Origin of the sequence: Amycolatopsis eburnea (assembly GCF_003937945.1) — a bacterium.
Classification (GTDB): domain Bacteria; phylum Actinomycetota; class Actinomycetes; order Mycobacteriales; family Pseudonocardiaceae; genus Amycolatopsis; species Amycolatopsis eburnea.
Map to the genome: position 1 here is coordinate 312,876 of NZ_RSEC01000061.1, position 23,016 is coordinate 335,891.

22 protein-coding genes are annotated in these 23,016 nt (G+C 72.9%); 15 read left to right on the top strand and 7 right to left on the bottom strand.

What is annotated here, in order from left to right; genetic code table 11:
- Positions 1 to 15 precede the first annotated feature (15 nt).
- Positions 16 to 966, bottom strand: coding sequence for a hypothetical protein (locus EIY87_RS40820; protein WP_125315318.1), 951 nt, complete (start codon positions 964 to 966; stop codon positions 16 to 18).
- 179 nt (positions 967 to 1,145) lie between these two features.
- Between EIY87_RS40820 and EIY87_RS40825 the strand changes: the two genes are divergently transcribed.
- The 5 genes from EIY87_RS40825 to EIY87_RS40845 are packed head-to-tail and all read left to right on the top strand — an operon-like array spanning position 1,146 to position 4,764.
- Positions 1,146 to 1,394 (top strand): PLD nuclease N-terminal domain-containing protein, encoded by a 249-nt coding sequence (locus tag EIY87_RS40825; RefSeq protein WP_125315319.1) that lies wholly within the window; start codon positions 1,146 to 1,148, stop codon positions 1,392 to 1,394.
- Positions 1,391 to 2,296 carry an ABC transporter ATP-binding protein gene (locus tag EIY87_RS40830; protein ID WP_125315320.1) on the top strand — a complete coding sequence of 302 codons (906 nt, stop codon included), beginning with the start codon at positions 1,391 to 1,393 and terminating at the stop codon, positions 2,294 to 2,296. Before EIY87_RS40825 ends, EIY87_RS40830 begins: the two co-directional genes overlap by 4 nt.
- On the top strand, positions 2,293 to 2,976 hold the full coding sequence (locus EIY87_RS40835) for a hypothetical protein (protein ID WP_125315321.1): 684 nt from the start codon (positions 2,293 to 2,295) through the stop codon (positions 2,974 to 2,976). Before EIY87_RS40830 ends, EIY87_RS40835 begins: the two co-directional genes overlap by 4 nt.
- Before the next feature lie 25 nt (positions 2,977 to 3,001).
- On the top strand, positions 3,002 to 4,123 hold the full coding sequence (locus EIY87_RS40840) for a sensor histidine kinase (RefSeq protein ID WP_125315322.1): 1,122 nt from the start codon (positions 3,002 to 3,004) through the stop codon (positions 4,121 to 4,123).
- A complete protein-coding gene (locus EIY87_RS40845; protein WP_125315323.1) occupies positions 4,120 to 4,764 on the top strand; it encodes a response regulator in 645 nt (214 codons plus the stop codon). The genes EIY87_RS40840 and EIY87_RS40845 overlap by 4 nt, the downstream gene beginning before the upstream one ends.
- On the opposite strand, the gene EIY87_RS40850 is transcribed toward EIY87_RS40845, so the two are convergent.
- From EIY87_RS40850 to EIY87_RS40865, 4 genes are all read right to left on the bottom strand, one after another.
- Positions 4,757 to 5,329 carry a PadR family transcriptional regulator gene (locus EIY87_RS40850; RefSeq protein WP_191984468.1) on the bottom strand — a complete coding sequence of 191 codons (573 nt, stop codon included), beginning with the start codon at positions 5,327 to 5,329 and terminating at the stop codon, positions 4,757 to 4,759. The two genes, EIY87_RS40845 and EIY87_RS40850, sit on opposite strands and share 8 nt — an antisense overlap.
- Before the next feature lie 6 nt (positions 5,330 to 5,335).
- The gene (locus EIY87_RS40855) at positions 5,336 to 5,725 is read right to left on the bottom strand and encodes a nuclear transport factor 2 family protein (protein WP_125315324.1); all 390 of its coding nucleotides are present in this window, start codon (positions 5,723 to 5,725) and stop codon (positions 5,336 to 5,338) included.
- 63 nt (positions 5,726 to 5,788) lie between these two features.
- Entirely contained in the window at positions 5,789 to 7,378 is a 1,590-nt protein-coding gene (gene fadD8, locus EIY87_RS40860) for a fatty-acid--CoA ligase FadD8 (RefSeq protein ID WP_125315325.1), read from the bottom strand.
- Positions 7,379 to 7,439: 61 nt separating this feature from the next.
- Positions 7,440 to 8,825 carry an alpha/beta hydrolase domain-containing protein gene (locus EIY87_RS40865; RefSeq protein WP_191984451.1) on the bottom strand — a complete coding sequence of 462 codons (1,386 nt, stop codon included), beginning with the start codon at positions 8,823 to 8,825 and terminating at the stop codon, positions 7,440 to 7,442.
- Between the two features lie 322 nt (positions 8,826 to 9,147).
- Here EIY87_RS40865 and EIY87_RS40870 point away from each other — a divergent pair, with 322 nt between their 5' ends.
- A complete protein-coding gene (locus EIY87_RS40870) occupies positions 9,148 to 10,422 on the top strand; it encodes a sigma-70 family RNA polymerase sigma factor (RefSeq protein WP_225440356.1) in 1,275 nt (424 codons plus the stop codon).
- 30 nt (positions 10,423 to 10,452) lie between these two features.
- Here the strand turns inward: EIY87_RS40870 and EIY87_RS40875 are convergent, their stop codons facing one another.
- Together EIY87_RS40875 and EIY87_RS40880 are read right to left on the bottom strand one after the other, a co-directional pair.
- Positions 10,453 to 12,732: a PQQ-dependent sugar dehydrogenase gene (locus EIY87_RS40875; protein ID WP_125315327.1), complete on the bottom strand. Its 2,280-nt coding sequence runs from the start codon at positions 12,730 to 12,732 to the stop codon at positions 10,453 to 10,455.
- A gap of 130 nt (positions 12,733 to 12,862) precedes the next feature.
- Positions 12,863 to 13,495: a TetR/AcrR family transcriptional regulator gene (locus EIY87_RS40880; protein ID WP_125315328.1), complete on the bottom strand. Its 633-nt coding sequence runs from the start codon at positions 13,493 to 13,495 to the stop codon at positions 12,863 to 12,865.
- A gap of 75 nt (positions 13,496 to 13,570) precedes the next feature.
- Between EIY87_RS40880 and EIY87_RS40885 the strand changes: the two genes are divergently transcribed.
- The 9 genes from EIY87_RS40885 to EIY87_RS40925 all read left to right on the top strand — a co-directional run bounded on the left by EIY87_RS40885 (position 13,571) and on the right by EIY87_RS40925 (position 23,004).
- The gene (locus EIY87_RS40885) at positions 13,571 to 14,446 is read left to right on the top strand and encodes an NmrA family NAD(P)-binding protein (protein ID WP_125315329.1); all 876 of its coding nucleotides are present in this window, start codon (positions 13,571 to 13,573) and stop codon (positions 14,444 to 14,446) included.
- A 34-nt stretch (positions 14,447 to 14,480) separates the two neighbouring features.
- Complete coding sequence (locus EIY87_RS40890; protein ID WP_125315330.1) at positions 14,481 to 15,002, top strand: PadR family transcriptional regulator; 522 nt, start codon at positions 14,481 to 14,483, stop codon at positions 15,000 to 15,002.
- Positions 14,999 to 15,679, top strand: coding sequence for an ABC transporter ATP-binding protein (locus tag EIY87_RS40895; RefSeq protein ID WP_125315331.1), 681 nt, complete (start codon positions 14,999 to 15,001; stop codon positions 15,677 to 15,679). Before EIY87_RS40890 ends, EIY87_RS40895 begins: the two co-directional genes overlap by 4 nt.
- A complete protein-coding gene (locus EIY87_RS40900) occupies positions 15,676 to 17,664 on the top strand; it encodes an FtsX-like permease family protein (protein ID WP_125315332.1) in 1,989 nt (662 codons plus the stop codon). The genes EIY87_RS40895 and EIY87_RS40900 overlap by 4 nt, the downstream gene beginning before the upstream one ends.
- 155 nt (positions 17,665 to 17,819) lie before the next feature.
- The gene (locus EIY87_RS40905) at positions 17,820 to 18,644 is read left to right on the top strand and encodes a hypothetical protein (protein ID WP_125315333.1); all 825 of its coding nucleotides are present in this window, start codon (positions 17,820 to 17,822) and stop codon (positions 18,642 to 18,644) included.
- Positions 18,645 to 18,894: 250 nt separating this feature from the next.
- Entirely contained in the window at positions 18,895 to 19,899 is a 1,005-nt protein-coding gene (locus EIY87_RS40910; RefSeq protein WP_125315334.1) for a LacI family DNA-binding transcriptional regulator, read from the top strand.
- Positions 19,896 to 20,840 carry a carbohydrate ABC transporter permease gene (locus tag EIY87_RS40915; RefSeq protein ID WP_125315335.1) on the top strand — a complete coding sequence of 315 codons (945 nt, stop codon included), beginning with the start codon at positions 19,896 to 19,898 and terminating at the stop codon, positions 20,838 to 20,840. Before EIY87_RS40910 ends, EIY87_RS40915 begins: the two co-directional genes overlap by 4 nt.
- Positions 20,840 to 21,667 carry a carbohydrate ABC transporter permease gene (locus tag EIY87_RS40920; protein ID WP_125315336.1) on the top strand — a complete coding sequence of 276 codons (828 nt, stop codon included), beginning with the start codon at positions 20,840 to 20,842 and terminating at the stop codon, positions 21,665 to 21,667. Before EIY87_RS40915 ends, EIY87_RS40920 begins: the two co-directional genes overlap by 1 nt.
- Before the next feature lie 59 nt (positions 21,668 to 21,726).
- Positions 21,727 to 23,004, top strand: a complete 1,278-nt coding sequence (locus EIY87_RS40925; protein WP_225440358.1) for an ABC transporter substrate-binding protein — start codon at positions 21,727 to 21,729, stop codon at positions 23,002 to 23,004.
- The last annotated feature ends 12 nt before the right edge of the window (positions 23,005 to 23,016 follow it).

Consider the following 23,016-nt stretch of genomic DNA (forward strand, 5'->3'; position numbering starts at 1 on the left):
ATGGGCGGTATCCGTTCACCAGCTCGACGGGACGTACGCCCAGCCGAGGTAGTCGGAACGCTGCGCGTAGGTGCTCGTCTGGTACACCGACGGGCCGGTGCTGATCGCGACGCCGCCGCCGAGCGCGAGCATGATGTGCCCGGCGCTGGTGGTGCTGGTGAAGAAGACCGCGGCGCCGGCCGGGGCGACCGAGCCGGTGTGGATGCGGCCGTTGTTCTTCTGCCACTGGTAGTGCGTCGTGGCGGTGGCGAAGCGGCCGCTCGTGCCGAAGGCGCGTTCGACGAACAGCTCGCACTGGTTGTTCCAGTCGGTGTGGCCCAGCCGGGCCTTGGCGAACGCGATCGCGCTGTCGGCCCGCGGGTCCGCGGGGAACGCCGAGCCGCCCGGCTTGAGGCCGTCGGTGTCGCAGTGCGGGATGCCGCTGACGAAGCCTTCGGTGCCGGTCTTGACGTACTGGTCGGGCACCCACAGGTTGTCGGCGGTGAAGTCCCAGATCTCGTCGGACGCGGTGGCCTGGCACACCACGGGCACCGGAGCGCCGGTGAGGTACTTGTCCGCGACGCTGCCCGCCGCGTCGGCCGCGTCACCCTTCTTCGCGCGGCCGTTGAGGTCGGCCTTCGCCGGGAAGGAGTGCGGTGACGTGCACTGCGGCGCGACCATCGACGTCGAGCCGGTCTTGACGTAGGCGTCGGGCACCCACAGGCCGTCGGTGGTCAGGTCCCAGATGCTGCTGCCGCCGTAGGCCGGGCCGGTGTCCTGGCAGGCCAGGGTGACCGACGTGCCCGCCGGGTACATGTTCGCGATGCGCTGCGAACCCACGGCCACGTCGGGGTCCTTGACGGTCCGTCCGTCCACTGTGGTCGAAACCGGGTAGGCCGACGCGGCCTGCGCGGCGGGAGCGGCCAGCCCGGTGAGCGCGGTGGCCAGCCCGATGGTGGCGACCGCGGCCTTCAGTGTGGTTCTCACGTGTCCTCCAGACTTTGTCCGGCCGATGGTCGGCGGCGGGCGTACAAGAGCCGTACAAGCGCCGGTTCCGGAGTAGTACTTTCTGATGACCCCGGGTCCTCCGGACTCAGGATGTGCGCGGGCGGGGAAACGCGCGATCCTCGGTGTGTCGCCTTTCCGCCTTCGCCAAAGGAGAACCGATGCACCCGGCCGACCTGATCCAAGGCCACGAGCAAACCTGGTCGTGGCTCCTGCTCGGCCTGACCGGCGCGGTCGTGCTGGCCTTCGCCGTGCTGTTCCTGTCCGCGCTCGTCAGCATCCTCGGCTCGCGGCTGACCGGCGGCATGAAGCTCGTCTGGGTGATTTTCGCCTTTTGCGCGCCTTTCCTGGGCAGCCTGCTGTGGTTCGCGGTCGGCCGTCGTGACGCCTCCCTGCCCGCCCGCCGATGATCGTCGCGGAAGGACTCACCAAGACCTACCGCGGCGGCTCCGGTGTCGCCGGGCTGTCCTTCACCGTGCGGCCGGGTGTGGTCACGGGCTTCCTCGGCCCCAACGGCGCGGGCAAGTCGACGACCATCCGGCTGATGCTCGGCCTCGCCCGCGGCGCGGGCCGCACCACGTTCGGCGGCCGGGTCTACGCGGCCGTCCCCGGTCCACTGCGGACGGTCGGCGTGCTCACCGACGCCGCGGCGGTGCACCCGGCGCGATCCGCCGCGGCACACCTGAGGATGGTCGCCGCGGGCGGCGGCGTCCCGGCGCGGCGGGTGCGGGAGGTGCTGGCGGCCGTCGGGCTGGAGTCCGTCGCGAACCGGCCCGCCGGCCGGTTCAGCCTCGGCATGAAGCAGCGGCTGGGCCTGGCCACCGCGCTGCTGGGCGACCCGGAGTACCTGCTCCTCGACGAACCGGCCACCGGCCTCGACCCCGAGGGCGTCCGCTGGATCCGCGACCTGCTGCGCCGGCTGGCGGCGGAGGGCCGCACGATCCTGGCGTCGTCGCACCTGCTCGCGGAGATGTCGCTGCTCGCCGACGACCTGATCGTGATCGGCGCCGGCCGGCTCGTCTCGGCCGGGCCGCTGGCCGAGTTCGTCCGGGCGCACGCGCGGGCCGACGTCGTGGTGCGCGCCGAGCGGGCCGGCGTGCTGCTGGTGGCCTTGGCGCGGGCCGGCCTGCGGGTGCGGCAGGAGGCCGCGGGCGAACTGGTCGTCGAGACGGCCGACACGGGCAGGGTGGCCGCGGTGGCCGCGCGAGCCGGGGTCGCCGTCCGCGAGCTGTTCGTGCGGCAGAGCGGCTTGGAGGACGCCTTCCTGGCCGCGACCGCGGCGGCCGTGCGGCACCGGGGGACCGCGTCGTGAAGCACGCGCTCGCCTACGAATGGTTCCGGGTCCGCTCCCTCCGCTCCACCTGGCTCCTCCTCACGGCCGCCGGGGTGGTCCAGTTCGCCTCCGGGCTGTACTGGGGCCTCAAACGCGACCTGGGCACCCTCGACGCCGTGACGTCCGCGTTCGGCCTCGCCGACCGGGTCGGCGCCCTGCTGGTCGCCGCCGCCGGGGTCGCCGCCTTCGGGCTCGACCACCAGCACGGCACCCTCGCCACCACGCGGCTCGTGCTGCGCTCGCCGGTCCGGATCGTCGCGGCGCGGGCGCTCGTCACCGCCGGGCTGGGCCTGCTCGGCGGGCTGCTGATGGTGGTGCTGACCGCCGCCGGGGTGCTGACCGGCGGGGGCGCCCTGCCCGCCGACGTGGGGGCGGCGGGCAGGGCGGTGGGCGGCGTGCTGGCGCTGACCGTCCTTTCCGGACTCGCCGGGGTGGCGCTCGGTGGCCTGCTGCGCCACACCGGCCTCGCGATCGGCGCCTTCGCGGTGTGGGTGTTCGTCGGGGAGACGACGCTGGCCGTGCTCGGGCGCGTGCCGGTGACCGCGCTTCCCTTCACCGGCACGGCGTTGTCCGCGCTGCCGGGGACGGCGCTGTACGCGGGGCTGGTGGCCGTGGCGCTCGCGGTCGTGACCTTCACCCTGCCTCGCCGTGACGGCTGACCGGGTGCGCCCTAACCTGGGCACGGTGAAACGAGCGCTGGCGTGGTGGGACGGGCGCGCCGTCCTGCTCGCGCTCGACGTCGCGGTGGCCGCCGCGATCATCGTGGTGACGCTGACCGGCGGCGACCCGCGTGATCCGCACCCGGCGCTCTACGTGCCGGCGGTGTTCGTCTCGGGGCTCGCGCTGCTGGTGCGGCGCCGGTGGCCGTTCCTGGTGCTGCTCGTCGCGGTGGGGTGCATGCCGGCCGGGGTCACGCTGCTGCCGCTGATGGTGGCGCAGTACTCGGTCGCGGTGCGGTACGGCGTGAGCGTCGTGACCGGGCTGGCGGTCGTCATCGCCGCGGTCGCCGGGAACGTCGTGCCGGTGCTGCGGTCACCGGCGAGCTTCACGTCCGTGGTGCTCGTGCTCGGCTTCTTCGTGCTCGGCCCGGTGCTGGCCGGCCTGTGGATGCACCAGCGCGCCACGCTGCTGGCGGTGCTGCGGGAGCGGGCCGACGAGGCCGAGCGCACCCGGACGCTGCTGGCCGACCAGGCGGTCTTCGCCGAGCGGCGGCGGATCGCGCGGGAGATGCACGACGTGGTCGCCCACCGCGTCACGGCGGTCGCGCTGCAGGCGGGCGCGTTGTCGTTGCGGGCCCCGGACGAGAAGACCGAGCAGGCCGCCGAGACGATCCGGGCCACCAGCGCGACCGCGCTCGACGAGCTGCGGGGCATCCTGCGCGTGCTGCGCGACGACGCGGTGGAGGCGCCGGGCGCCGGGGTCCTCGCGTCGCTGGAGGAGCTGGTGGAGCAGGTCACCGCGACCGGGGCGCGGGTCGAGCTGGCGCTGCCGGACCCGCTGCCCGCGGTGCCCGACCAGGTCGGCCGCGCCGTCTACCGGGTCGTCCAGGAAGCGCTGACCAACGCGGGCAAGCACGCCCCGCACGCGGCCGTCGAGGTCCGGCTGGAGGTCACCGGCGACCGGCTCACCGTGGAGGTGACCAACCGGCTGACCCCGCACGGCAGCACCGTCCCGGGGTCCGGCTACGGCCTGGTGGGCATGCGGGAACGCGTGGAACTGGCGGGCGGCGAACTCCGGACGGGCCCGTCCGGCGACGGCCGGTTCCGGGTGCTGGCCCGGTTCCCGGTGGGAGGGGAGACCGAGTGACGGTGAAGGTCGTGCTGCTGGAGGACGAGGAGCTGGTCCGCAGCGGCATCCGGATGATCCTCGAGTCGGCCGACGACCTCGAAGTGGTCGCCGAGGACACCGACGGCTCGCGCGCGGTCGAGCTGACCGACCGCTACCGGCCGGACGTCGTGCTCACCGACGTCCAGATGCCGAAGGTCGACGGCCTCGAGGTGGTCAAGCGGCTGGCCGGCCACCCGGCGGCCCCGGCGGTCGTCGTCCTGACGACGTTCGACGTCGACGAGTACGTCTACACGGCGCTGCGCCACGGCGCGGCGGGCTTCCTGCTCAAGGACACCCCGCCGCGCGAGCTGGTGACGGCGGTCCGGGTGGCCGCCCGTGGTGAGGCGATGCTGTCGCCGAAGATCACCAAGCGCCTGCTCACCGACTTCGCCTCGGGCGGCGGCAGCACCCGGGCCCGCGCCCGGCTTTCGGTGCTGACGCCGCGGGAGCACGACGTGTCCGTCCACATCGGACGCGGACTCAGCAACGCGGAAATCGCGAAGGCGCTCGTGGTGAGCGAATCGACCGTGAAGGTCCACATCGGACGCATCATGGCGAAGCTGGACGCGGCCAACCGCACCCAGGTGGCGATCCTGGTCCACGACGCCGGCCTCAGCTGACGGGCTGTTCCCCGGCCACGCGCTGCCGCAGGACCTTCAGGGACTGCTCGCACCAGCGCAGGTTCTCCCGCTCGAACGACAGCCCGCGCATCAGCGTCAGGTACGGCCCGATCCGCTCCGCCGTGGCCAGGTAGTCGTCCTCGAACCGGCCGTCGAGCAGGCGCGCGCGAAGCCGCTCGTAGCGGGCGATCTTGGTCTCCGCGCGCGCCATCCGCTCCTCGAGCGCCTTCCGCACCGCGGCTCCGTCGCCGACGTCGACCGCCTGGACCTGCACCAGCAGCTCGTCGCGGATCACCCCGGGGCGGGGCGGGCGCGCGGTGAACTCGTGCAAGGTCCGGTGGCCCGCCTCGGTCACCGAGAACAGGCGCTTGTCCGGCCGCCGCTCCTGGTGGACGGTCCGCGCCGAAACGAGGCCGTCGGCCGCCATCCGGTCGAGTTCGCGGTAGAGCTGCTGCGGGGTCGCCGCCCAGAAGTTCGCCACCGAGGCGTCGAAGCCCTTCGCCAGGTCGTAGCCCGACGCCTCGCCTTCGAGTAACGCCGCCAGCAGCGCGTGGCGCAGAGCGATACTCACTTAGTTGAGTGCTTCCCGCTGAATCTGGCCGAACTGCGCCGCCATGGCATCGGCCAGCGCCTGCGCCGCCGACAGCGGGCGGACCATCACCGTGAACTCGTCGATCAGGCCGTCGGCGTCGAGGTGCAGGAAGTCGCAGCCCTCGACCCGCACGTCGCCGATCCGCGCCTCGAAGACGAGGGCGTGGTCGCGCCCTTCACCGCCGCTCAGCTCACGCACGTAGCGGAAGTCCTCGAAGACGCGCAGGACGCCCCGCAGGATCGCGGCGGTGATCGCCTTGCCGGGGTACGGCTTGAAGGCCACCGGGCTGCGGAACACGACGTTCTCCGCCAGCGTCGCGGCCATGGCGTCGGGATCGCGGGCCTCGACGGCCTTGCGGAAGCTGCTCATGCGGGCACCTCACCTAATCAACAAGTTGAGTACACCGTAGCAGCCCGGCCGCTGTATAACGCCCTACACGGCGGCGCCGCGGGGTTCGTACTGGGCGCGCAGCGCCTTCTTGTCCGGCTTGCCCAGCCCGGTCATCGGCAGGGACTCCGCGACGATCACCTGCTTGGGCACGTGCACCGGGCCCTTGCGCTCCCGCACCGCCGCCTGGATCTCGCCGGTGAGGCGCTCGACGGCGGCCTCGTCCAGAGCTTCGCGCAGGACGACGACCGCGGTCACGGCCTCACCCCACTTCTCGTCGGGGGTGCCGATCACGCCGACCTGCGCGACCGCGGGGTGCTCGGCGACGACGTCCTCCACTTCGCGGGGGAAGACGTTGAAACCGCCGGTGACGATCATGTCCTTGACGCGGTCGACGATGAACCAGAAGCCGTCCTCGTCTTCGCGGGCGACGTCGCCGGTGTGCAGCCAGCCGTCGCGGAAGGTCTCCGCGGTGACCTCCGGGAGGTTCCAGTAGCCGCCGGCGAGCAGGGGGCCGGCCACGCAGATCTCGCCGGGCTCGCCGGGGGGCACGGGCTCGTCGTCCGGGCCGAGCAGGGCCGTGCGCAGGAAGGCCGACGGCCGCCCGCAGGACGCCAGCCGCGCGTCGTCGTGGTCGCCCTTGGCGAGGTAGCTGATCGCCATCGGCGCTTCGGACTGGCCGTAGTACTGCGCGAAGATCGGCCCGAACCGGTCGATCGCCTCGCGCAGCCGCACCGGGTTGATCGACGCCGCGCCGTAGTAGACCGTCTGCAGCGACGAGAGGTCGCGGGTGCGCGAGTCGGGGTGGTCCATCAGGGCGTAGAGCATGGTCGGCACCAGCATGGTGGCGGTGATCCGCTGCTCCTCGATGACGCGCAGCACTTCGGCGACGTCGAACTTCGGCAGCACGACCAGGGAGCCGCCCTTGAGCAGCGTCGGGGCGAAGAACGCCGCGCCGGCGTGGGAGAGCGGTGTGCAGATCAGGAACTTCGGCGCTTCGGGCCACTCCCACTCGGAAAGCTGGATCTGGGTCATCGTGGTCATCGCCCGCGCGGTTCCCATGACGCCCTTGGGTTTTCCGGTGGTGCCGCCGGTGTAGGTGATGGAGACGACCTGGTCCGGAGGCAGCTCGACGGGCACGAGGGGCTTCGGCTCGAAGCCGGCGGCGGCCGCGGTCAGGTCCTTGCCGACGTGCGACAGCGGTTCCGGGACCGGGCCGATGGTGAGCACCTGGGTCAGCCCGGGCACCTTCTCGAGCAGCCCGAGCGCGCGCTCGACGAACGCGGGCACCGGGTCGATGATCAGCGTGGTGATGCCGGCGTCTTCGAGGATGTAGGCGTGGTCGTCCAGTGATCCCAGGGGGTGCAGCGCGGTCCGCCGCGAGCCCTGCACCTGCCCGGAGGCGGTGACGAGCAGGACTTCGGGCCGGTTGAGCGACAGCAGCGCGACGGGGGCCCCGGTGCCGGCGCCGAGCGCTTCGAAGGCCTGGGCGTACTGGCTGACCTGTTCGGCGGTCCGGCCCCCGGTCAGCGTGGTGTCGCCGAGCACCATGACGGGCTTGTCCCGGTGGCGTTTGAGGGCGGACACGACCAGGTGTCCGAGGTGGTTCGGGTGCCGCATCGCCTGCTCGTCCATCGGTCTCCCTTCCGCGGCGCCAGACTAGAACACGTTCCAGTTTCGGGCAACACGGTGGGCGTCACGGCACCGGGGCCGCCTGGGCGCGGGCCACGGCCTCGTCGCGGTCGGGCCGCAGCAGGTAGCCCGCCCGCAGCGCCCGGTCCGCCGCCGCGGTGAACTTCGCGACGTAGGTGGCGTGGTCCGGGTACAGCTGCCGGATCCGCGCCGGTGACAACGGTGTCGTCGTCCCGAGGAGCAGGCACGCGCCCGGCACGTTGCCGCCGCTGTTGTTCGGCGCGTACGCCGCCACCGGCACGTCGAGATCGGGCAGCCGGACACCGCCGAGGGCGTTCTCGTCGCCGTCGCGCACCACGATCAGGTTGAGCAGCAGCGCGATCGGCGGCGCGGCGGGCGGGGCCGCGCCGCCGCGGGCCCAGCGGTCCAGGTGCGCGAACGCCGCGTTCTCCGCGTACCGGAAGGTCATGCTGTTGACCGGCTTGTCGCACGTCGTCGGCGCGCCGTCGTTGAGGGACCGGTCACGGGCGTTGGCGGCGTTGTAGAGGTCGAGCCCGTACTGGTCGGCGTGCGCGGTGCCGGCGACTTCCCAGGTGCGCACCCGGGCGGTGTCCTGGCGGACCGAAGCCGAGGCGACGACGTCGGTTTCCGACTGCAGGACGAAGACCGGCACGTCGAGGTCGGTGCGGATGCGGGCCGAGAGCGGGCCGAGGACGCCGTCGCCGATCGGGGCCGCGAGCGCGGCGCGGCCGTGGATCATGATGCCGTCGTAGGCGTGGCGCACCGGCTGGATCGCGTTGGCGTAGGTGGTCAGCCGCAGCGCGGACTGCGAGTGGCCGGTGGCCAGCACGACCGACGGCGACCGGCCGCCGAACAGCCGCGGGTCGGTCCGGACGGCCTGCGCGGCCTGGGAAAAGACGTCGTAGGAAAGCGCATCCCCGCTCAGGTCCACGGTGGCGTACCGGCCGGGGTCGAGGCTCTTGAGCTTGTCCGCTCCGGCTTTCTGGGTCGTCACGCCGACGTAGGCGTAGCCCTGCCGGGTGAAGTGCTCGTACGACTGCGAGAAGTCCACGGGGATGTCGACGCCGAAGCTGACGTTGAGCCATTCGACGACGACGGTGCCGGTGAAGCGCGCGGGATCCGACGGCCGCACCACGACCATCCGCGTGGTGTACGGGTTGCCGGTGCTCGCGACGCGCGTGGCCCACCGCCCGTCGTCGGTCCACAGGCCCGTCTGGGTGAATGTGTCGGCTTCGCCGGACAGCAGGTACTCCTCCTCGACGTACCCGCGGGAGGTGAGGTCGAGGACGCCCTGGGCGCCGCTGACCGGCCAGCCCTTGCCGGCGTTCGCGGGCACGGCGGTGACGGTGGGCGCGGCGGCGTGGGCGGTTCCGGTGAGCACGAGGCCGGTCAGGAGCGCGGTCAGCAGGACGAGCAGGGCTCTGCGCATGGGAATCCTTCCTGGTGGTGGCCCGCGGCGGGAGGGCTCCGGCTCCCACCACCGTCCACATCGGACACAGGCGCGGTGGCCGGGCCGGCCACCGCCTCCGTCTTCTACTCGCCGGTACGGGCCAGGGCAACGAAGCGTCCGTCCGGGGACGCGGAAACACCGGGGAAAGCTCAGGGAAGTGACAAATCGCAGGCACCGGTCACTCGGATCCGGAGAAATCCGGGAAGTCCTTCCGGCGCCGCAACCTTGCGCGGGTGTCACTCGTTGCGCGACTATTCGCGGAACGTTTCTGCACGTGCAAGCGCACGGGCGAGGGGGTGTGGTGACCGAGGTGGCGCCGGCGGTGGCCGGGACGGTGGACGGCCCGAGCGACGCGGCTTTGATCGAGGCGGTACGCGGCGGGGACATCGCCGCGTTCGGCCGGCTGTACGACCGGCACCTCGGGGCCGCGCGCCGGGTGGCGGCCGCGATCGCGGCCGACGAAGCCGAGCGCGACGACCTGATCGCGGAAGGATTCACCCGCGTACTGCGGATTCTGCGCTCGGGCGAAGGTCCGGACGAGGATTTCCGGCCGTACCTGCTGACCACCATCCGGAACACGATGATCAGCTGGCGGCGGCGCGACTCCGCCGTCTCCCTCGTCGCCGAGGTGCCGGACGTCCTGCCGGGGGAGGGGAGCGACGAGCCGGTGGGCAGCCGGCTGCACGCCACCGTCGCCGCGGATGCGTTCGCGAGCCTGCCCGAACGGTGGCGAACCGTCCTGTGGCGGACCGAAATCGACGGCGATTCGCCCGCGCGGATCGCCGCCGACATCGGGATGACGCCGAACGGCGTCGCCGCGCTGGCCTACCGCGCCCGCGAAGGCCTGCGCCAGGCGTACCTGGACCAGCACGTGCCGGCCGCGCGGCGGCGGAACTGCAAGGTCGTCTCCGCGCAGCTGGCCCGGTACGTGCGCGACGGGATCGGGGACCACAAGGCCCACCGGATCACCGCCCACCTCGACCGCTGCGCGGACTGCCGGGAGCTCGCCGGCGGCCTCCGGCAGCTCAACCAGGAACTGCCCGCGACGATCATCCCGCTCATCCTGGGCGTCCCGGTCGTGTCGCAGTGGCTGTCCGCCACCGGCTCGCTCGCCTCGTCCGGCGCCGCGGCGAGCGCGGGCACGTCGGCGTTGTCGTGGGCCACGGCGGCGAAGGTCGCCGCGGCGAGCGCGGCGCTGGTCACGACCGTGACGATCGGCGCGAGCACCTCCGCCGACGTGCCGCCCCTTTCCGGGCCGGACAGCACGACCACGCAGCCGGCCGGGCGGGGACCCGGCACGCGAGCCGTGGCGCCCGCCGCGTCCTCCGGGACGTCGGACGCGCAGCCCGCGCCGTCGCTCACCGGGTCCGCCACCCCCGCCGCCGAGACGACCGGGGAGCCGACCGGCGAGCAGCGGCCCGGCGGGTCGGCGGGGGCCGCGAACCCGACGAAGCCCGAGGTGGCGGCGGACCCGGAGCCGGGCAAGCCGTCCACGCACGCGGGCAAGCGGCAGAACGAGGACAAGACGAAGACCCCGGGGCCGAAGACGGAGAACACACCGGTGCCCCAGGGCTGACCCGGCCCCGCGCGGGGCCGGGTCACCCGCTCAGCAGGGCTGGAGCAGCCAGCAGAGCCGGAAGTTCGCCTGGTACGTCGCCGGCGTCGGCGGCGCGACGACGTTCTGCGTCCGCGCCCCGCCGTGCGCCCAGCTGGTGAAGGCGTACTTGAGGTTGAGCGGCGGCAGGTTCTGCGGGCTGTTCGCGCTGATCGAGTTGGTCGAACCGGCGATCACCGTGCGCGAGAACGGGGTCCGCTGCTGCGTCCCGCCGACGGTGAGCATCGCCTGGCTGGGGCTGGAGGTGAAGTTCAGCGTGACCGTCTTCGGCTGCAGGTCGATCGTCTTGGTCCCGGTCCGGCCGGTCGAGTCCGTCGCGGTCAGCGTCAGCTGCAGGTACGACGGGTACTCGTGGTCGGGTGCGACGAACGAGCCCGAGGCCACGCCCGGGAAGTCCTGGACGTTGTGGGTGTGGCAGGTGCCGTTGGCCGCGCAGTGCCGGATCGCGAGCCGCCAGGACAGCGCCGAGGGCGGCAGCTGGCCGTCCTGGGCGTCGATCGCGCGGCCGGCGAAGGGCACGGTCTGGCCGACCGACCAGGTGAGCGCGGCGTCGGGCGTGTCGATGACCGGCACCGGGTCGAGCCCGGCCGGGTTCCCGACGGCGACGCGGACGGTCGTCGTCGCCGTCGCGCCGTGCGAGTCGGTGACCCGCAGGCCCGCGTCGACCGTCGCCGCCGCGGTGTAGGTCCAGGTGGGCCGCGACGCCGTGGAGTCGTCGTACGCGCCGTCGGCGTCGAGGTCCCAGCCGTAGGACAAGGTGTCGCCGGCGTCCGGGTCGGTGGAACCGGTGCCGTCGAACTGGACGGTGAGCGGCGCGGGCCCGCTGGACGGCGTCGCCGTGGCCGCGGCGACGGGCGGCCGGTTGGTGCCGCCGGGGTAGCCGACCCGGTGGAGCTCCCCGGCGCCGAGCGCGACGTAGAACAGGTCGCCGTCCGGGCCGGTGAGCACCTGCACCGGCACGTTGACGCCGGTCACGAACGGCACCAGCCGGCTCGGGCTCGGCTGGCCGCCGGAGGTCTGCATCGCCCAGATGCAGCCGCGGGAGGAGTCGGCGAAGAACAGCGCGCCGGCGTACTCGGCGGGGTAGTTGCTGCCGGATTCGAAGGCGATGCCGCTGATCGACGAGCCGCCGGTCGGGCACGGGTCGCTCGCGACGACCTTGGCGTTGTGGTTGTAGGCGTAGTACGGCGCGGTCTGGCCGCCCGCGGAGTACAGCGATTCGCAGCGGTCGAGGTTCGCGCCGTCGTAGCCGGCCTGGCGGGCGGTGCCTTCGAAGCAGGGCCAGCCGAAGTTCTCGGCCACGCCGTCGCCGACGTCCGCGACGCGGTTGATCTCTTCCCAGGTGTTCCAGCCGACGTCACCGGCCCACAGCTCGTTCGTGCCGGGCCGGAACCCGAAGCGGAACTGGTTGCGGGCGCCGTAGGCGATGATGCGCCGGGCGTTGGCGTCGGCGCTGCCCGCGAACGGGTTGCCGGGGAGCCCGGCGCCGGTGTCGGGGTCGATGCGCAGGAGCGTGCCGTTGAGCAGCACCGGCTGCCCGGCCGCGCGGCGCGGGGACTGCGACCGCAGCGCGCCGCCTTCCGCGGCCGGCGGCGAGAGGTTCGTGCCGGCCGGCGACGGCGGGTCGGCGCAGGGGTTGCCGACCTGGCCGTAGTCGGCGAAGTTGAAGCTGGCGCCGTCGCCGCCGCCCGCGTACAGGGCGCCGTCCGGGCCGAAGGCGAGCGCGCCGATCGAATGGCTCGGGTACTGCTGGCACCAGCCGGTGACCAGCGGTTTCTCGCTGACCGCCGTCCCGTCCGGGCCCATGGTGAGCTGCGAGACGCGGCCGGTGACGACGCAGCCCTTGTCGGTCGCGCCCGGCGGCGTGGGGCAGGTGTCGCCCCAGCGCGGCGCGGTCCCGCCCGGCTCGGCGTCGAGCGTGTAGGAGACGTAGACGTACGGCCGGGCGGGGAACCCGGGGTCGACCGCGAGCCCGAGCAGGCCCCGGTCCCAGAAGTCCTGGGTCGCGGTGCGCAGGTCGGCGAACACGGTCGCGGTCGGGTCGGCGAGCGAGTCGAAGACCTTGACCAGGCCGCTCTTCTCGGCGATGAAGACCCGGCCGTCGGGCGCGAACGCCGCGGCGGTCGGCGAGCTCAGCCCGCCGATGGCGACGGTGTCGGTGAACCCGGCGGGCACGGCGGCGGCCGGTGGCGCGGTGGCCACGGCGAAGCCGATGGCGAGCGGTGCGACGACACCCCATGCCAAGGCACGTCTTGATCTTCGATAGCCCATCACGAACTCCAGGTGCGGTGGGGACCGGACAAGTGCGAACGCTGTCCCGTATGGCGTGTGGAGTCCGAAAGTTGTTACACCGCTGACGGAAGTGTCCCTGAATCGCGCAAACCCCTTGCGGGTGAATAACTCACTGGCGCGGGCGGGCCAGCCATTCGGCCAGCAGTGCGCGTTCGGCGTCGGTGAGCGGCGCGGCGGGGGCCGCGTCCGGCTCGGGGGCGTCGGTGAGGATCCGGTGGGCGACCGCCTCCCACATGGCGTCGGCGAGGCCGGGGTCGCGGCTCTCCGGGGGCGCGGCCAGCAGGGCGAGCACCGTCCCGGTCCCGGCGGCGTGGACCAGTTCGGCCGCGCGCGGCTCGGGGACGCGGAGCCGTCCGGCCGTGGCGACGCGGTGGATGCGGCCGCGCAAGACCGCCAGGCCCGCTTCGGCCGCCGGCGAAACGCGGCCGGGGACGACCAGCAGGCCGAACACGGCCGGGTTGGCGAGGCCGAACCCGATGTGGGCGTCCCAGCCCGCCCGTAGGTCGGCCACCGGGTCGCCGGTGCCCGCGGTGTCCGACTTCCCCTCGACGTAGCTGGTGAAGACGTGCTCGGCGACCGCGTCGAGCAGCGCGTCCTTGTCCTCGAAGAACCGGTAGAGCGCCGGCGCCTGCACGCCGGCCGCCTGGGCGACGGCGCGGACGGTCACCGCCGCGGCCCCCTGCTCCCGGAGCAGCCGCGCGGCGGTCTCGACGATCTTCTCGCGGGCTTCCGTCCGGTTCATGGTTCCAATGGTAACGCATGATGGCTAGCATTGGTGCTAACGTAGTTACTAACGACGTTAACGAAGGGAACCGCCATGATCGTCATCACCGGGGGAACCGGCAAGCTCGGCTCGCAGGTCGTCGGCCACCTGCTCGACCGCGTCCCGGCCGCCGAAATCGGCGTGAGCGTGCGCGAGCCCGCCCGCGCGGCCGAACTCGCCGACCGGGGTGTCCGCGTGCGCCGCGGCGACTTCGCCGACCCGGCATCGCTGGCCGAGGCGTTCGAAGGGGCGGCGCAGGTGCTGGTCGTCTCGACGGACTCGACCGGGGAAACCGCCCGCGCGCACCACATCGCGGCGATCGACGCCGCGCGCGAGGCGGGGGTGAAACGCGTTCTCTACACGAGCCACCAGGCGGCCGCCGGGGACTCGCTGTTCGCGCCGATGCCCGACCACGCGGCGACCGAGCGGCACCTCGCCGCGGCGGGCTCGCCGTTCACCGCGCTGCGCAACGGTTTCTACGCCGCCACCGTCCCGCTGCTGCTGGGGGAGGCGCTGCGGACCGGCGAACTCGTCGCGCCCGCCGACGGGCCGGTGTCCTGGACCGCCCACGCCGACCTCGCCGAGGCGGCGGCGATCGTCCTGGCCGAGGAGGGGCGGTTCGACGGGCCGACGCCGCCGCTGACCGCGCCGGCCGCCCTCGACCTCGACGACGTCGCCGGCCTGCTCACCGAGCTGACGGGCCGCCCGGTCCGGCGGGTCGTGGCCGGGGACGACGAGTGGGTGGCCGGGCTGACCGGGCACGGCGTCCCGGAGGCGCAGGCGAGCCTGCTGCTCGGCATGTTCCACGCCGCGCGCCGGGGCGAATTCGCCGTCACCGGCCCCGCGCTCGAGGAGCTGCTGGGCCGTCCGGCGACGCCGTTGCGGACGGTCCTGGCGGCGGCGGTTGATCACTATGAACGGGGTGTATAAACCGTAGCTATACACACCGTGTACAGTCGTCGGCATGTCGATCGGACTCACCTTGCTCGGGCTGCTCGAGGGCGGCCCGCGGCACGGCTACGACCTGAAACGCGCGTATGACGACCGGTTCGGGCACGACCGCCGGGTGCACTACGGCCAGGTCTATTCGACCCTCGCGCGGCTGCTGAAGCAGGGGCTCGTCGAGGCCGACGGCGTCGAGGTGGACGGCGGCCCCGAGCGGAAGCGCTACGCGATCACCGACGCCGGGGTCGCCGACGTCGGGGCCTGGCTGGGGACGCCCGAGAAGCCCGACGCGTACCTGCAGAACACGCTGTACACGAAGGTGGTGCTCGCGCTGCTGTCCGGCCGGCCGGCCGCCGAGGTCCTCGACGTCCAGCGGTCGGCGCACCTCGACGCCATGCGCGAGCTGACCCGCCGCAAGACCGGGGGTGACCTCGTCGACCAGCTGATCTGCGACCACGCGCTGTTCCACCTGGAGGCCGACCTCCGCTGGCTGGAGCTGACCGCGGCCCGGCTGGACCAGCTGGCGGAGGCGATCGCGTGAGCGACGTCCTGCTGGAGGCGACGGAAGTGCGGAAGGCCTACGGGCCGACCGAAGCGCTCGCGGGGGCGAGCCTGCGGGTGCGCGCGGGCGAGGTCGTGGCGTTGATGGGGCCGTCGGGCGCGGGCAAGTCGACGTTGCTGCACTGCCTCGCCGGCATCGTCCAGCCGGACGGCGGCACGGTCCGCTACGACGGCGCGGACCTGGCCGGCCTGTCCGACCGCGCCCGCTCTTCCTTGCGGCGCACGGACTTCGGGTTCGTGTTCCAGTTCGGGCAGCTGGTGCCGGAGCTGACCTGCCTGGAGAACGTCGCCCTGCCGCTGCGTCTCAACGGCGTACGCGGCAGGGTCGCCGCCGAGCGGGGCCGCGCGATGCTGGCCGAGCTGGACCTGTCGGGCATCGAAGGCAAGCGGCCGGGGGAGGTGTCGGGCGGGCAGGGCCAGCGGGTGGCGGTCGCCCGCGCGCTGGTGACCGCGCCGCGCGTGGTGTTCGCCGACGAGCCGACGGGAGCCCTGGATTCCCTCAACGGCGAGCAGGTGATGCAGTTGCTGACGACCGCGGCCCGCGACCGCGACGCGGCGGTGGTCCTGGTGACGCACGAGGCCCGGGTGGCGGCGTACTCCGACCGCGAGGTCGTCGTCCGCGACGGCCGGACCCGCCGGCTCGAGGCGGCCCGGTGATCCGCCGCTGGATCGCCGACTTCGCCCTCGGCATGCGGCTCGCCCTCGGCGGCGGTGGGGTCCGGACCGCGTGGGCACGGCTGGCCCTGACCGCCGCCGGGGTCGGGTTCGGGGTGGTCGTGCTGCTCACCGCCACCTCCTTGCCGCACATGCTCGGCGCGCGGGCCGATCGCTCCGCCGGGCGGACAGCCGTCGCGGTGGCTGTGGACGGCGTCGACCCCGTCTACGCCGCCGAGCGCGACGACGAGTTCCGCGGGCGCGGTCTGCCGGGCTACCTCGTGCAGCCCACCGGTCCTCGCCTGCCCGCCGCGCCGGGTGTGGAACGGCTGCCCGGCCCCGGGGAGGCCGTGCTTTCGCCCGCGCTCGCGGCGCTTCTCCAGTCGCCGGAAGGGGAACTGCTGCGCCCGCGCTTCACGCAGCGGGTGATCGGCACCATCGGCGACGCCGGCCTGACCGGGCCCAACGAGCTGTTCTTCTACATCGGCTCCGCGACCGTCGCCACGCAACCCGGCGCCCTCACCGTCAGCGGGTTCGGCGGCGAACCCGTGCGGCGCGGGCTCGACCCGCTCGAACTGCTGCTGGTCGTGGTCGGCGCGACGACGTGCCTGGTGCCGGTGTTCGTCTTCGTCGTCACCAGCACCCGGCTCGCCGCGGCGGCGCGGGACCGGCGGCTGGCGGCACTGCGGCTCGTCGGCGCGGACCGCGGCCAGGTGCGCCGGATCGCCGCCGGGGAAGCCCTGCTCGGCTCGTTCGGCGGGCTCGTCGCCGGTGGGGCCCTGTTCCTGCTCGTGCGCGCGCTCGTCCCGCGGATCACCGTGTCCGCCTTCCGCGGCGGCATCTTCGCCGCCGACGTCGTGCCGGACTGGCGGCTCGCGGTCCCGGCCCTGCTGGCGCTGCCGCTGCTGGCGTGCGCGGCGGCCGTCTTCGCGCTGCGGCGGGTCGTCGTCGAGCCGCTCGGCGTCGTCCGGCGCGGCACGCGGGTGCGGCGGAAACTGTGGTGGCGCCTGCTGCCCGCGGTCGCCGGCGGGGCGCTGCTGGCCGTCCGCGCCGGGGCCGAGGACGCGCTCGACCCGGCCGTGATCGCCGGTGTCGTGCTGGTCCTCGCGGCCGTGCCGCTCGTGCTGCCGTGGCTGGTCGAGCGCGTCGCGGGGACGCTGCGCGGCGGGTCGCCCGCGTGGCTGCTGGCCGTGCGCCGGCTCCAGCTCGACAGCGCCACGGCCGCGCGGCTGGTCGGTGGCATCGCCGTCGTGCTGGCCGGATCCATTGCGCTGCAGGGGGTTTACGCGCGGGCGGAGAGCGACCAGCCGCCCGCGGGCGATGTCCGGGTGCTGGCGACCGCCTTCGCCACGAGCCCCGCCGACGTCGAGGCGTTCACCACCGCCCTGCACGCGCTGCCCGGCCTGGCTGCGATTCCGGTGGTAACGGCGACGTGCGCGGGATGCGCGGCCGATTCTCCACAATGGACGAACGGCAGGCTGAGCGCGAACGCGACGATCCCCGCCGCCGGTCCCGATGTCGTGGAGGGCGTGCGGAACGTCGTGGGCTGGAACGGGGTCGTCGCGTCGCTGGGCACCGGCCGGGACGGCACCTACGCGCTCATCACGCGGGTGCTTTCGGTGGGTTCGGTCCTGGTGCTGCTGCTCGCCGCGGGCAGCCTGCTGATCGCGGCGTGGGAACAGCTCCGCGAACGTCGGCGCAGCCTTGCCGCGCTGATGGCGAACGGCGTCGGGCGCGGGGTGCTCGCCCGGTCGCTGCTGTGGCAGCTGGCGATCCCGGTGGCGGTGGCGGTCTTCGTCGCCGTGCTCGCCGGGCTCGGGCTCGACTGGCTGCTGCTCACCTGGGTGGTGCACCGCCCGATGGTGGTCGACCTGGCCACGATCGGCGTGCTGACCGCGACCGCGGCCGCCGCGGTGCTGGTCGTGACCGCCGTGACACTGCCGGTGCTGTGGCGGTCGGCCGGCCTGGAACAGTTGCGGGAAGAGTAACGGAACCGGGTGCGGCGCAACGGATTCCGCGCCGACTGTTCGGTCGGTACGGTGATGCTGCCCGAAGGGGCGCCCTCTTCGCCGTGGTGGCGCCGCCCGCGGCTCGGCGATGGTGGACGGGCAGATGTCCGCCGAGCCGAGTTTCGAGGCAGCCGATGCGCACCATGTACGACGCGCTCACCGCGCGCAACATCCTGAAGAAGGACCGGCGGCCCGCGCTGGTGGCCGGGTACGTCGACCGGATCAAGCTCGCGCCGTGGACCGACGACGACTGGGCGCTCTTCCCGGACGCGCTGAAGGTGCGGATCGTCAAGAAGGCGTCCACAAACGACGGTCACGTCCTCGACGTGGAACCCGGCGACGCGCGGCCCGAGGAAGCGCCCGGCTGGGCGGCGATGCGGCGCCGGTCGGGCTTCGCGCACCCGGTGATCTACTGCAACCGGTCGACGTGGCCGAAGGTCAAGGCCGCGTTCGCCGACCAGGGCGTCGAACCGCCGCTGTACTGGATCGCGACGGCCACCGGGCGCCCCGAAATCCCGCCGGGCGCGATCGCGGCGCAGTACCTGCTCGACGTCGCGCCCGGCATCGACATCTCCGTCGTGGCGGACTTCTGGCCCGGCGTCGACGGGCCGTCACCGGCACCCCTTGCCACCGAACCCGGAGTGGAGCTCATGGAACGCATCACGGTCACCCCGCCCAACGCCGGCTCCAACACGGTCCGGCTCAACCTCTCCGGCAGCGCCGGCGCCGCGGTCATCGTCCGCCCGCGCATCAACCGCGACGGCGTGGCGAAGCCGATGTGGGTCGGCAACATCTTCGCGTGGGGCTCGGACAAGGTCGGCGTCGGCCACAACCCGAAGTCCGACCCGGGCTACGACGACCGCCTCACCTCCCACCGCCGGTTCGCACTGCCGGGCGCGGTGTGGGCCGACCTCGAGTACAGCGCGGCGGAGCCGTTCGACATCGACGTGGTCGGCTGAGGGCAGGGCGCGTGCAGTTCGCGCCGATCGGAGTGGCCAACGCGTCCGGGTCTCCGGTGTGTTGGCCACTCCGGTCGCCGACGTCCGTCGGGTGCGTGCCGCTCGTGATCGGGCGGGCGCGCTCCGTGCCGTGTTGACACGTCCGCCGAGCAGGTGCCAGTATCAGGATTAATCCGATTGGAAACGTTTCCAAGTCCAGTATCCGGAACTGGAAACGTTTCCAGCACCTGACTCGAGGGTAGAAGCGACGATGACGTCAACACGCGCCACGCTGCTGCAGGTGGCCGAGCGCGCCGGGGTCTCCCTGGCCTCGACCTCCCGCGCCCTGCACGGGACGGGCGCGAGCCGGGCGATGGTCGAGCGGGTCCGCGCCGCGGCCGCCGAGCTCGGGTACAGCGCGGACGCGATCGGGCGGTCGCTGCGGCTGAAGAAGACCTTCCAGGTCGCCTTCGCCGTCGCGGACATCGGGAACCCCGTCTACGTCGAGATGATGCGGGCCATCCACGAGGTCCTCGAACCGCACGGCTACCGCGTCGTCGTGATGACCACCGGCGACACCGCGACGTCGACCACCGAACTCGTGCGCAGCCTCAACAGCGGGTTCGTCGACGGCATGATCGTCAGCCCGCTGCGCACCGACGACCGGCTCATCCGGGAGATCCAGCAGGCGCCGGTGCCGGTCGTGGTGATCGGGCGGGCGCTGGACGACCGGGGGATCAGCTCGGTCTCCACCGACTCAGCGGGCGGGATCGGCGCGGCCGTCCACCACCTGCACGCCATCGGCCGCCGCCGGATCGGGTTCCTCAACGGGCCCCTGGACACCACGCCCGGCGCGTCCCGCCAGCGCGGGTTCGACGCCGCCACCGAGACGACCGCCTTCGAGCTGGTCGACCAGGAGGTCGCCGCCGACTTCACCGTCACCGCCGGCCTCGAAGCCGCGCGCGGACTGCTCGCCCGCCACGACCTCGACGCGCTCGTCGCGGCCAACGACCTGCTCGCCATCGGCGCGATCCGCGCGGTCCGCGAGAAGGGCCTGTCGGTGCCCGGGGACGTCGCGATCACCGGCATGGACGACACCGAGCTCGGCCGGGTCTTCCAGCCGAGCCTGACCAGCGTGTCCCTCGGCTCGACCGAACGCGGGCGCGCGGCCGCGCGGATCATGCTCCAGCTCGCCGACGACCCGGACCACGAGGCCCAGCAGATCGCCGTCGGCCCGGAGCTGAGGGTCCGCGAGTCGACCGGAGGTGCCGCATGACCGCGACCCTGACGCGCCCGGCGCCACCGGCGGGGAAGAAGAAGCCCGTCCTGGCGCGCACCCGGCGGCGTGAGGCGATCGCCCTCGTGCTGCCGTCGCTGATCCCGATCCTGGTGCTCAGCGTCGCCCCGCTCGTCGTCGGCATCTTCCTCGCCTTCACCGACGCGCGCCTGGTGCGCCACCCGGACTACGACTTCGCCGGCGTCGACAACTTCGTCCGCCTCGCCGGCAACGACCTGTTCTGGGACTCGCTGCGGATCGGCATGATCTGGACCGTCGGCGTGACGCTGCTGCAGCTGGCCGCCGCGATGGGACTGGCCCTGCTGCTCAACTCCGGCCTGCGGCTCCAAGGCCTGACGCGCGTCCTCGCGCTCATCCCGTGGGCGATGCCGCCGGTCGTCGTGGCGATCATGTGGCAGATGATCTACTCGGCCAACGGCGGCCCGCTCAACGCCTTCCTCGGCAGCGTCGGGCTGCCCGACGACATCAACTGGCTCGGCGACTTCTCCACCGCGCTGCCCGCCGTGATCGTCGTCGGCGTCTGGGTCGGCATGCCGCAGACGACGGTGACGCTCCTGGCCGGCCTGCAGCAGATCCCGGCCGAGCTGCACGAAGCGGCGTCGGTCGACGGCGCGGGCGCGTGGCGGCGGTTCACCGCGGTGACGTGGCCGAGCCTGCGCCCGATCGTCACCTCGATCACGTCGCTGAACTTCATCTGGAACTTCAACTCGTTCTCGCTGGTCTACGTCCTCACCGCGGGCGGCCCCGGCGGCAAGACGATGGTGCCGGTGCTGTTCATCTACCTGGAAGCCTTCAAGAACCGCGAGATCGGCTACGCCGCCGCGATGGGCCTCGTGCTCGTCGTCGTGGTGGTGCTCATCCTCGCCGTCTACCTGCGGTCGCAGTTCCGCGACGACCGCACCGCCGGGAAGGGACGCTGATGCGGGTTCTCGTGCGCCCGGCCCAGTACGCGGCCCTCGCGCTCTACATCCTGTTCCTCGGTTTCCCGTTGCTGTGGCTCATTTCCGCGTCGGTCAAGTCGTCGGGGGAGCTGAACTCGCTGACGGTGAGCCTGCTGCCGAGCGAGTGGCACTGGGACAACTACACCGAGGCGCTGAACAAGCAGGGCCTGATCCGGTCCGCGGCCAACAGCCTGATCGTCGCGCTGGCCTCGACCGCGCTGTCGGTCGTCATCGCCGTGCCCGCCGCCTACGTCCTCGCGCGGCTCAAGGGAAAGGTGCGCGCGGCCGGCGTCGGGTGGATCCTGGTCAGCCAGGTCTTCCCCGTGGTGCTGATCATCCTGCCGCTGTTCCTCATCCTGCGGACGCTCGGCCTGGCCGACAACCTCGCCGGCCTGACGCTCGTGCACACGACGTACATGCTGCCGTTCGCGCTGTGGATGCTGCAGGGCTACGTCGCCGCGATCCCGGTGGAGCTCGAGGAAGCCGGGGCGATGGACGGCGCGAACCGGCTCACCGTGCTGCGCACGATCGTCTTCCCGCTGCTGGCTCCCGGCGTCGTCGCGACCGCGATGTTCAGCTTCGTCTCGTCGTGGAACGAATTCTTCTTCGCGCTGGTGCTGCTGCAGTCGCCGGAGAACTACACCCTGCCCATCACCCTCACCATGTTCGTCGGCGGGGAGGGCAAGGTCGCCCTCGGCCCGCTCGCCGCGGGCGCCGTGCTCGCGGCCATCCCCAGCATCGTCTTCTTCGGCATCCTGCGGAAGAAGCTCACCAGCGGCCTGATGGCCGGGGCGGTGAAGGGATGAAAACCCTGTTTCCCCACCAGCTCTGTCCCTCAAAAGAACGCTCGAAAGGTCGGTCGATGATGACACGACGCACACTGGTCGCCGGCGCGCTGACGGCCGTCGGACTGCTGCTCACCGCCTGCGGGGGCGGGGGCAGCGGCGACGGCGGGGACGGCCCGGTCTCCCTCACCTTCCAGTCCCTGTCCGACCAGCCCGCCGCCATCGCCGCGACGCAGAAGATCGTCGGCGACTGGAACAAGGCGCACCCGGACGTGCAGGTCAAGATCGTGCAGGCGGGCTGGGACGGCGTCTACGACAAGCTGATCACCCAGTTCAACGCCGGGTCGGCGCCGGACATCGTGCACTACGAGGCGGCCGGGATCGCGCCGTTCGCCACCGACGGCTTCCTCGCCGACCTCACGCCGTACCTCTCGGCGGAGAAGCGCGCGGACATCCCGAAGGGCGTCCTCGACTCGGTCACGGTGGACGGCAAGGTGATCGCCCAGCCGACCGAGCTGCAGTCCTATGTGGTCTTCGCGAACAAGACCCAGTTGCAGCAGGCCGGCGTCACGATCCCGACCGGCGCCTCGATGACGTGGGACCAGCTGCGCGAGATCGCGAAGGCGACGACCAAGGACGGCAAGTTCGGCCTCGGCTGGGGCCTGTCGAGCCCGACGGCGGCGTTCGTCGCGCTGGCGCCCGGGTTCGGCGGGAAGTACTTCGAGGGCACCGGCAAGGACGCCAAGCTGACGGCCGGGCCGGGTGAGCAGGCGCTGCCGCAGCTCGTCGACGCGATGGCGCACCAGGACCACTCGATCCTGCCGGTGACGCTGACGCAGTCCGGCACCAAGGCCCTGGCGCCGTTCTACGCGGGGCAGATCGCGATGACCGTCCAGGGTTCCTACCAGGCGGCCAACATCGCCAAGGACGCGCCGAAGGGCTTCGACTGGGTGGTCCTGCCGCCGCTGGCCGGCTCGGCCGGTCCCGCGCAGGCGGCGAACCCGCAGACGCTGTCGGTGAACAAGGACTCGGCGCACGTCAAGGAGGCCGCGGAGTTCGTGGACTTCTTCACCAGCACCGAAAACCTCGCCGCGATCAACGAGGCCGACGCGTTGATCCCGCCGACGACCTCGGCGCGCCAGGCGCTGGCCGCGAAGCTCGCCGGCAAGAACGGCTGGGACGCGATCCTCGCCTCGGGCGAGCACCTGACCTCGGCGCCCTACCTGTTCGCCGGCAAGTACGCGCAGTGGAAGGACACCGTCGCGACCCCGGCGTACCAGCAGTTCCTCGCCCGGAAGATCGACGCGGCCGGCCTCGCGAAGCAGCTCGAGGACGGCTGGAAGAACGTCAACAAGTGACAGGAGCGGATT